This window comes from Gelidibacter sp. (genome assembly GCF_053579655.1).
The window spans coordinates 1-10,072 of record NZ_JBMDWE010000065.1 but is presented as its reverse complement, the minus strand read 5'-3'; the positions used below and the strand labels follow the sequence as shown (position 1 = coordinate 10,072).

Annotated in this window: 9 protein-coding genes; 8 read left to right on the top strand and 1 reads right to left on the bottom strand. The window is 36.8% G+C overall.

The window, feature by feature from the left end:
* Positions 1 to 258: 258 nt before the first annotated feature.
* Positions 259 to 1,305 (top strand): NAD(P)/FAD-dependent oxidoreductase, encoded by a 1,047-nt coding sequence (locus ACOH2D_RS18010; RefSeq protein ID WP_449536135.1) that lies wholly within the window; start codon positions 259 to 261, stop codon positions 1,303 to 1,305.
* A gap of 56 nt (positions 1,306 to 1,361) precedes the next feature.
* On the opposite strand, the gene ACOH2D_RS18005 is transcribed toward ACOH2D_RS18010, so the two are convergent.
* Positions 1,362 to 1,754: a DUF983 domain-containing protein gene (locus tag ACOH2D_RS18005; RefSeq protein ID WP_449536134.1), complete on the bottom strand. Its 393-nt coding sequence runs from the start codon at positions 1,752 to 1,754 to the stop codon at positions 1,362 to 1,364.
* A gap of 84 nt (positions 1,755 to 1,838) precedes the next feature.
* Between ACOH2D_RS18005 and ACOH2D_RS18000 the strand changes: the two genes are divergently transcribed.
* The 7 genes from ACOH2D_RS18000 to ACOH2D_RS17970 all read left to right on the top strand — a co-directional run bounded on the left by ACOH2D_RS18000 (position 1,839) and on the right by ACOH2D_RS17970 (position 9,982).
* Complete coding sequence (locus ACOH2D_RS18000; protein WP_348035772.1) at positions 1,839 to 3,746, top strand: ABC-F family ATP-binding cassette domain-containing protein; 1,908 nt, start codon at positions 1,839 to 1,841, stop codon at positions 3,744 to 3,746.
* 7 nt (positions 3,747 to 3,753) lie between these two features.
* Positions 3,754 to 3,936 carry a CPXCG motif-containing cysteine-rich protein gene (locus tag ACOH2D_RS17995; RefSeq protein WP_348035773.1) on the top strand — a complete coding sequence of 61 codons (183 nt, stop codon included), beginning with the start codon at positions 3,754 to 3,756 and terminating at the stop codon, positions 3,934 to 3,936.
* A gap of 90 nt (positions 3,937 to 4,026) precedes the next feature.
* Positions 4,027 to 5,298 (top strand): DUF2851 family protein, encoded by a 1,272-nt coding sequence (locus ACOH2D_RS17990; RefSeq protein WP_348035775.1) that lies wholly within the window; start codon positions 4,027 to 4,029, stop codon positions 5,296 to 5,298.
* Between the two features lie 42 nt (positions 5,299 to 5,340).
* Positions 5,341 to 5,568: a PspC domain-containing protein gene (locus ACOH2D_RS17985; RefSeq protein ID WP_348035776.1), complete on the top strand. Its 228-nt coding sequence runs from the start codon at positions 5,341 to 5,343 to the stop codon at positions 5,566 to 5,568.
* A 249-nt stretch (positions 5,569 to 5,817) separates the two neighbouring features.
* Positions 5,818 to 7,890 (top strand): amino acid carrier protein, encoded by a 2,073-nt coding sequence (locus ACOH2D_RS17980; protein WP_348035778.1) that lies wholly within the window; start codon positions 5,818 to 5,820, stop codon positions 7,888 to 7,890.
* Positions 7,891 to 7,905: 15 nt separating this feature from the next.
* Positions 7,906 to 8,799 (top strand): ComEA family DNA-binding protein, encoded by an 894-nt coding sequence (locus ACOH2D_RS17975; protein WP_449536133.1) that lies wholly within the window; start codon positions 7,906 to 7,908, stop codon positions 8,797 to 8,799.
* A gap of 16 nt (positions 8,800 to 8,815) precedes the next feature.
* Positions 8,816 to 9,982 carry an acyl-CoA dehydrogenase family protein gene (locus ACOH2D_RS17970; protein ID WP_348035781.1) on the top strand — a complete coding sequence of 389 codons (1,167 nt, stop codon included), beginning with the start codon at positions 8,816 to 8,818 and terminating at the stop codon, positions 9,980 to 9,982.
* Positions 9,983 to 10,072: the final 90 nt, after the last annotated feature.

Here is a 10,072-nt window from a genome sequence, read left to right as displayed (position 1 = left end):
AGTGATCAATAAAGTTCTTTCAACGTAACTGATCCTCAATCTCCTTCATTTCTCGGTATTTGAAAACTATTTCAAAAACATCTTAATCCATTCTAATTTTGAATTTCACAGCCCATATTTTCAATTAATTACGTGTTTAGTCTTTGTTTCTTGGTTCTATCAGCGGAGCGGTCTTAATTCTTTTCCGGAGAATAGTGATTTGGAATATTGTGAGAACGTATTAAAATAATTTCAAGAAAGAAGAGTATTTTTGTAACCATGAAAGAAGTTGATTATATCATTGTAGGTTGTGGATTGGCCGGTATCTCTTTTTGCGAAGAGCTAAGAGCGCATGACAAGTCCTTTGTAGTGTTTGATGATCACTCTCAACAATCATCCATAGTTGCAGCAGGCTTGTACAATCCAGTCATCTTAAAACGATTTACGGGCGTTTGGAAAGCCAAGGAGCAATTGGATATGGCCAGTGCGTTTTATGAACACTTGGAGAAGTTATTGGGAGTAACTCTCGATTATAAATTACCTGTTTATAGACGGTTTGCTTCTGTAGAAGAACAAAACGAATGGTTCAATGCTTCTGACAAACCTATGCTGGAAAACTTTCTATCTCCAAAAGTCATTAAAAATGATAACGCATTTATTGATGCGCCTTTTGGTTTTGGAAAAGTTTTGGAAACCGGCCGCATTGATACTTCCGCTTTATTAAAACACTACAAACTGTTTTTGAAAACAATCAACAGTTATAGCACTGAAACTTTTGATCATGCGACGCTAATATTTGATGACGACTCGGTCATCTATGAGAATATCAAGGCCAAGAACATTGTTTTTGCTGAAGGCTTTGGCATGGTTAAAAATCCATTCTTTAAAAATCTTCCACTTAATGTTGCCAAGGGCGAGGTATTAACCATCAAAGCTCCGGATCTGAAAATTGATTTTATTTTAAAATCCTCTGTTTTTTTGGTTCCTGAATTGGATGATCACTATTCGCTAGGCGCTACTTATAACTGGGAAGATAAAACCAATAAGGTTACTAAAGAAGCAAAAATCGAATTGGAGGAGAAGCTAAAAGAGCTTATCAGTTGTCCTTACGAAGTCGTGGATCAGGTGGCTGGAATTCGGCCTACGGTTAAGGATAGAAGACCTTTAGTTGGAACCCATCCAGACCACAAAAATATGGCCATTTTAAATGGTTTGGGAACTCGCGGGGTAATGATCGGACCGTATGTTGCTAAACAATTATTCCAACATTTAGAAAATGGATCTCCTTTGGAATCTGAAATAGATATCAAACGCTTTCAGTCTTAGGAAATTATTTAAATCCTCGATTGAGAATATTGTGAATTTTGAAAAAAGCCAGTAAACTATTTTTCGACTTTTTTGGCCCAATCCTTATCGTAGTGAATAAATAAGTTGATCCAAATAGTTCTGGATACCCGCATAATGATCGGCATAAACACAACAAGGGTGGCCGTAATGGCAATGAATGCCGTGGTTAAGGTGGAGCCGGTAATGTAATAGCTTATGACGAATGCTGCCACAGCAAAGGCAATACCAACGCCATAACTAACATACATAGATCCAAAAAAGAACGAGGGTTCCAAACGGTATTTGGTTTGACAATGGGAACATTTTTCGCCGATTTTCAGGGTATCCATTAGCGCATACGGGTTTGGGTTAATATACATTGATTCCTCATTGCACTTCGGACAGGTGCCAGTTAAAATACTATACAATTTACTTCCTTTTTTTATCATGGTTTTTGATTACTTTTGCATTCTCAAATAAAAAACAAAATTAAGATTTTTAAAATCAATGTTTTGTAACAATACTTACAAATAATGCTCAACATACATAATCTTTCTGTTTCTTTTCAAGGCGAATACCTTTTTGAAGATATTACTTTCCGGCTTGGTGCTGGCGATAGAATCGGTCTTATCGGAAAAAACGGTGCTGGTAAATCGACCATGCTCAAAATCCTTTCTAAGGAAATGGAACCAGATTCTGGCCAAATTGCAGCCGACAAAAATTTAAGTATTGGATTTCTAAAACAAGATATTGATTTTGTTATCGGCAGAACCGTACTTGAAGAAGCTTATGAGGCATTCACTGAAATTATGGAATTGGAGGCCAAAATAGAAGCTATTAATCATCAATTGGTAGAACGCACAGACTATGAAAGCGAGGTTTACCATCAACTCATGGTCGATTTGAGTGATATTCAACACCAATATGAAATCATCGGTGGTTATAATTATCAAGGCGAAACAGAAAAAATCCTCCAAGGTTTAGGTTTTAAGCGCGAAGATTTTGATAAGTTGACCGATACGTTTTCCGGTGGATGGCGTATGCGTATTGAACTTGCAAAATTATTACTCCAAAATAATGACATTCTGCTTTTGGATGAGCCTACCAACCACTTGGACATTGAGTCCATCATTTGGTTAGAAGGGTTTTTGAAGAATTATATTGGAGCCGTGGTTATCGTATCGCATGATAAGATGTTCTTGGATAATGTGACCAACCGCACTATTGAAATCTCACTTGGTAGAATTTACGATTATAAAAAACCATACTCACAATATTTAGTGCTTCGTAATGAACTTAAAACGCAACAATTAGCTTCCCAAAAAAACCAGCAAAAACAGATTGAGCAAACTGAAAAGCTGATTGAAAAATTTAGAGCGAAGGCATCTAAAGCGACGATGGCACAATCGCTTATCAAAAAGTTGGATCGTATGGATCGGATTGAGGTGGATGAGGATGATAACAGTGTCATGACGCTGAATTTTCCAGTATCTATAATTCCAGGTAAAGTCGTGGTTGAAGCCCATCATATTTCTAAAAAATATGGCGACCTGCAAGTTCTTAAAAATATTGATTTGAATGTGGAACGCGAAAGCAAAATTGCTTTTGTAGGTCAGAACGGACAAGGGAAATCTACTTTGGCAAAAATCATTGTAGGTGAATTGAAGCACGAAGGCCAGATGAAACTTGGCCATAATGTTCAAATTGGTTATTTCGCTCAAAATCAGGCAGAATATTTGGATGGCAATAAAACCGTGCTTGACACCATGATTGATGCAGCCAACGAAAAAAATAGAAGCAAGGTGCGTGATATTTTAGGATCTTTTCTATTTAGAGGCGAAGAGGCTGAAAAATACGTAAGAGTTCTTTCGGGAGGCGAACGTAACCGTTTGGCTTTAGCTAAATTATTATTGCAACCTTTGAATGTGCTTGTCATGGATGAGCCTACCAACCACTTGGACATTAAATCTAAAAATGTCTTGAAAGAAGCGTTAAAGAAATTTGAAGGCACCTTAATTTTAGTATCGCACGATAGGGATTTCCTTCAAGGCTTGACCAAAAGCGTTTATGAGTTTAAAGATCAAAAAATCAAGGAGTATCTAGGCGACATCGATTTTTATTTGGAACAACGTAACGTTGAGAATTTACGTGAAGTTGAAAAACGTGATGTCATCAAAGAAGAGCCCAAAGAAACCAATAAGCAATCCTACGAAGATCAGAAAAAACAAAAGTCATTAAATAACAGGTTGAGCAATGTTGAGGCTAAAATAAGCCAACATGAAAAGGACATCAAAGCGATGGATGTGAATCTGGCAGCAGATTACGATAAAACCGTTGCTGATCCAAAGTTTTTTGACCATTATGAAACCAAAAAGAAGAAATTGACTAAGTTAATGGCAGAGTGGGAAACCATTCAGGAAGAACTTGAACATATAAGTTAAAACCATTATGGAAGAACATTTTTTTCAATGTCCCTATTGTTGGGAAGAGATTTCAATGCTCATTGATTATTCTGTTCCGCACCAAAGTTATGTCGAAGACTGCGAGGTGTGTTGCAATCCCATTCAAATTACCGTTACAGTTTCTGATGGTCAACTTGAAGCTTTTTCTGCAGAAAGTATTGAACAATAGTCTGTTGCTGTAATTCAGTTAATGCCTCCATTTCGAAATTATCTTTAGACACGTGTAAAAGCAATTCATTATTATGCTAATTTTAATGATATGCAAGAGAACTTTCTACATTACGTTTGGCAATTTAAGAAGTTTGACACCGCTCATTTAAAAACGACAACGGGTGAGGCCATCGCTTTGCTCAATAATGGACAGTATAATTTAAATGGAGGTCCAGATTTTTTCAATGCACAACTTAAAATAGATGATCAATTATGGGCAGGTAATGTGGAGATCCACATTAAATCGAGCGATTGGTATGTCCATAATCATGAATTAGATGCGGCCTATGACAATGTCATCCTTCATGTGGTCTATGAACATGACACGGATATTTTTAGAAAAGACAATTCCAAAATTCCCACTTTACAATTAAATGATTTAATCCATAAAAATGTTCTCCATAACTATCAAAAGTTGTTGATGACGCCTTCCAAATGGATCAATTGCGAAAATGATATTGCCGAAGTCGATGATTTTTTGATGTCCAATTGGCTAGAGCGTTTGTATATTGAACGTCTCGAACGAAAATCGAGAGCCATCAAAATCTTATTAAAGTCTTCAAAAAACGATTGGGAAGGTGTTTTATTTAAGCTTTTGGCGAAAAATTTTGGTCTAAAAGTAAATGGCGATGCGTTTTTTAGTATGGCTAATTCTTTTGATTTTTCAATAGTCCGGAAAATGCAATCACAACCTTTACAATTAGAAGCTTTGTTTTTTGGACAATTTGGATTGTTGGAAATAAATATTGAAAATGCCTATTATTTGAATTTGGTTAAAGAGTATCAATTTTTAAAACAGAAATTTAAGCTGTCCAATGATCAAGTTTTACCACTTCAGTTTTTTAGATTAAGACCACCAAATTTTCCGACCATTAGGCTGTCTCAATTAGCAATGCTTTACCATCAGCATCACAGTTTGTTTGCAAAGATTATGAATGCAGAAACAATTGAACCTTTATATGAACTATTCCACGTCACAACCTCTGAGTATTGGAATACCCATTTTACCTTTGAAAAGTTATCGCAGTCGTCGAAAAAATCGCTGACTAAGAGTTTCGTTGATTTGTTGTTGATCAATACCATTCTTCCGCTAAGATTTTGTTATCAGCAAAATCAAGGTGGAAACGCTGCAGAATCCAGTCTTTTGATGGCACAAAAAATTGCATCTGAACAAAATGGAATTATTACAGCCTTTAATAATCTAAGGCCTATGTCAAACTCATCTCTAACATCTCAAGCCTTGATTCAGTTAAAAACAGAGTATTGTGACAAGAACCGATGTATGAGCTGTGCCATTGGAAATTCGCTCTTAGTCAAATAGAATCTATACACTACAAATACTAAAAAAATAGTAACTTGCAGCATGAACATTTTTTATAGAGCTTTATTATATTTTCAAAAACGCGGGTACTACGTTTGTCAACGTATTGCAGACAGATTGGGCATTAGAGCCAAAGTAGTCCGTACCACGTTTTTGTACCTTACCTTTGTGACCCTTGGTTTTGGGTTTGCTTTGTATTTATTTATTGCATTTTGGATGCGAATCAAAGATTTAATTTACACGAAACGTTCTTCTGTTTTCGATTTGTAACGCATACCTTCTTTTATACCATTAAGAGTTTATCTACTTCATAAAAAAACCTATCAGATAATGAAAATCGAGTTTAAAGAGGTTCAAGGATTCTGTTTAGGTATCCTTAAAATCTTGTAAATTAAAGGCACTATAAAATATTGATTCGCCTAATTTTCTTTTTAACGGGCAAATTTTTATAAAATCAATTATTTTTAGCATCTTGTGGTGTTTTTTAAACAATTATAACTAACCACATAAAATTTACTTATGAAGAACTATCTTCTTGCTCTATTTAGTACACTATTACCAGTTTTGATTTTTGCCCAAGATTTTAACATTAAAGGAGAAGTATTAAACCCTTCTACTAATATTAATGACGGGGTTATTAGTGTAACTGTAACAGGAGGTGTTCCTCCTTACACTTTCAGGTGGAGCAATCATAGTACACCTTTAAACTCGAGTGAAGCGACAGGTCTGACCGAAGGAGTGCCATATACTGTGATTGTTACTGATGCTGTTGGAGATAGTAAAACGGCAGTCTATACAGTAAAAAGCCAAGCCATTACCGAAATTTTTAACGGGATAATGACCCCTGCAGTTGCTGCTTTAGGCGGCGTTTTGTTTTGGGATCCATTTGCCGCTGTAGGTATTTATGATCCGGTTGTATATGCTGATCTTAAGCTAATTGGTGTTCCAGATTGGATTAGTGGCATAGAAAATAAGTATGTGCTTAAGCAATGGCTGAAACCGGAAGGTGCTGAAATTGCCAAAAATGATGCCATCGCTATCATAACGGATAAAGACGGAAAAGAGATTACAGTAAACTCAGATGTAAGAGGGAAGCTGAAGCATCTTCTTGCCGAAGGAAAAACCATTTATAATTCTGATAATAAAAAGCACGTCATTGAGGAAGGGGCGCACAATTTCGCTCAAGTAATTTATGATAAACCCTTAGTTTTAACCCACCCTAACGGAGATCCTCTGACCAAACCGATTCCCTTTATTGTGATTTGGTTAGTGTTAGGAGCTGTGTTTTTTACTATAAGAATGGGCTTTATCAATTTCAAAGGATTTAGACATGCGCTCGATTTGGCTCGTGGCAAATATGATGATCCTGATGCTCCAGGTCAAGTAACCCATTTTCAGGCCTTAGCTACAGCGGTTTCAGGTACTGTTGGTTTGGGCAACATTGCTGGGGTTGCTGTTGCGGTATCTTTGGGTGGTGCAGGTGCAACATTCTGGATGATTGTATGTGGATTGTTAGGAATGTCAACAAAGTTTGTGGAATGTACCTTGGGTGTGAAGTATAGAGATATTTTACCTGATGGTCGTGTATTTGGTGGTCCAATGAATTATTTACGTTACGGACTCGAAAAGCGTAATATGAAGGGCTTTGGTAAAGTTTTAGCTGGTGTATTTGCAGTGTTAGGTGTTGGTGCCTCTTTTGGCGGAGGAAATATGTTCCAAGCCAACCAATCTTTTGAGCAGTTGGCCGGTCAATTTCCATTTATGGTTGGTAACGGTTTTTGGTTTGGTATTGTTACAGCCGTTTTAGTGGGTGTAGTAATCATTGGAGGCATCAGTAGTATAGCGAGAGTAACAGGAAAAGTAGTTCCGGTTATGGCCTCTATTTACATTGTTGCGTCTTTAACCGTTATTATTATGAATATACAAAATATTGGTCCTGCGTTTACCGCTATTTTTGATGGTGCTTTTAGTCCGTCGGCATTAAAAGGTGGCGTAATAGGTGTTTTGGTAGTAGGTTTTCAGCGGGCAGCATTCTCAAATGAGGCCGGTGTTGGTTCGGCAGCAATAGCACATAGTACAGCAAAAACCAATAATCCACCATCAGAAGGTTTTGTGGCCTTGTTGGAACCGTTTATTGACACGGTTGTAGTTTGTACATTGACTGCATTGGTGTTGATTTTTACAGGAATGCATGAAGTAGAAGGTATGGCAGGTGCACAATTAACCTCTGATGCCTTTGGAAGTCAAATTTCTTGGTTCCCATATGTTTTGGCATTGGCGGTATTTTTATTTGCATTTTCGACAATGATTTCATGGTCCTATTATGGAATGAGAGCATGGACTTACTTATTCGGAAAAAGTAAAAAGGTGGAATTCGCCTATAAAATGTTATTCTTGGTTTTTGTGGTTATTGGTGCCTCTGTAAGTTTAGGAGCTGTTCTCGATTTCTCAGATATGATGATTTTGGCGATGGCTTTCCCTAATATTATAGGATTGTACATTATGTCAACAGAAGTCAAGGTTGATTTAGATGCTTATGTTAAAAAATTAAAAGCCAATCTGCTTTACAAAAAGCAGGAGACACATAAATAAATAAATAAATATATTATGTCATTTAAATCCCATTTCAGGTTTTCTAACAGTCAACGGAATGGGGTTTTTTTATTGGCTATGTTCATCGTTGTCTTTCAATGCATTTACGCTTTCGTTGATTTTTCTTCGGAAGAACTACAGGCAGATGCAAAAGCCTTGCAAAAATTCAGACAACAAGTCGATTCATTAAAAAGGGAAGCTGCAGATAAAAATAAACCGAAAGTCTATCCTTTCAATCCCAATTATATTACAGATTTTAAAGGCTACACGCTCGGAATGTCCACCGATGAAATTGACCGATTGTTGGAATTTAGAGAAAAAGATCAATGGATCAATTCTGCAAAACAGTTTCAGGAAGTTACCAAGGTTTCAGATTCCTTATTGGATGCATTAGCGCCATTATTCAACTTTCCAGAGTGGGTTACGAATTCCAAGCCAAAAAGCAATTGGGTTGATTATTCTAAAAATCCAAGTCAAAACTCATTTCGAGCAAAAACCAACGATCAAAAAATAGATTTGAATACGGCCACAGCTCAAGATTTACAGAAAGTAAATGGCATTGGCGAAAAGCTCTCCGACAACATCATCAAATATCGTAATAAGTTTAAAGGCGGTTTTATTTCAGAAATCCAACTTCAGGACATTTATGGATTGTCACCAGAAGTCATCGAACGTGTCAAAAATGACTTTGCAGTTAAAACCCCAAGAGCAATTGAAAAGATCAATCTCAATACGGCTACAAAAGACCAATTGGTCACAGTTCAGTATATTGATTATGAAATAGCGCACTATATTATTGAGCAAAGAACATTGAGAGATGGCTATAAATCATTTGATGAGTTATTGAAAGTTAAAAACTTCCCCGTCCAAAAATTTGATATAATTAAGTTATATTTGACCCTCAATTAAATGAAAAAGAAAGCATATGAATAGCATGTACTTCACCGAAGAACATCAACTTTTTAGACAAAGTTTACAGGATTTTTTGAAAAAAGAAGTCGTCCCTCACATTGATAAATGGGAAAAGACGGGAACGATTGACCGCTTTATTTGGAAAAAGTTTGGGGACATGGGCTTTTTTGGAATCAATTACCCTGAAGCTTATGGTGGCCTAAACTTAGATTTATTTTACACCGTAATTTTTCTTGAAGAGTTACAAAAAATAAACTCAGGCGGCTTTGCAGCTGCGATGTGGGCGCATGCTTATTTGGCCATGACCCATCTTAACATAGAAGGCAGTCATGAAATCAAAGAAAAATATTTGACACCAAGCATTGCTGGCGATAAAATTGGTTGCCTGTGCATTACCGAACCATTCGCTGGAAGTGATGTTGCAGGAATGCGCACCACAGCTGAAAAAGTAGGTGATACTTATGTTATTAATGGCTCCAAAACATTTATTACCAATGGTATTTATAGCGACTATTTGGTGGTTGCCGCTAAAACCGATCCTGAAGCAGGACATCATGGGATGAGTATTTTTGTAATCGATAGGAATACCCCAGGAATTTCGGCGACCAAACTTGATAAGTTAGGATGGAGAGCGTCAGATACTGGAGAAATCGCTTTTAATAATGTGACCATTCCAGCCGATCAGTTGATGGGCGAAGAAGGTAAAGGGTTTCCATACATCATGCAGCATTTTGCTTTAGAGCGTTTGATCATGGGTATTAATGCGCATGCAAGAGCCGAACATGCCTTAGAATATGCGATTCAATACATGTCAGAGCGCACTGCTTTTGGCAAAACCATTGATAAGTTTCAAGCCTTGCGTCATAAGGTAGCCGATTTTTATACGGATATGGAAATTTCTAAAGAATTCAATTATTCTGTAGCCTATCGCTTAAATAGAGGAGAATATGTGGTTAAGGAAGCCACCATGTCGAAATTGCATTCTACCAAAATGGCTGATGAAGTCATTTATGGCTGTCTTCAGTTTTTGGGTGGATATGGCTATATGGAAGATTATCCACTGGCACGTATGCTTCGTGATAGCAGACTTGGACCAATAGGAGGGGGCACTTCTGAAATTTTGAGAGAAATTATCGCTAAAATAGTGATAGATAAAAAAGACTATAAAGCAGCTGAGTAATATTCTTAGTCACTATTTTGGCGAACATTCAGCCTAAATTATCGCTAAAATAGTGATAGATAAAAAAGACTATAAAGCAGCTGAGTAATA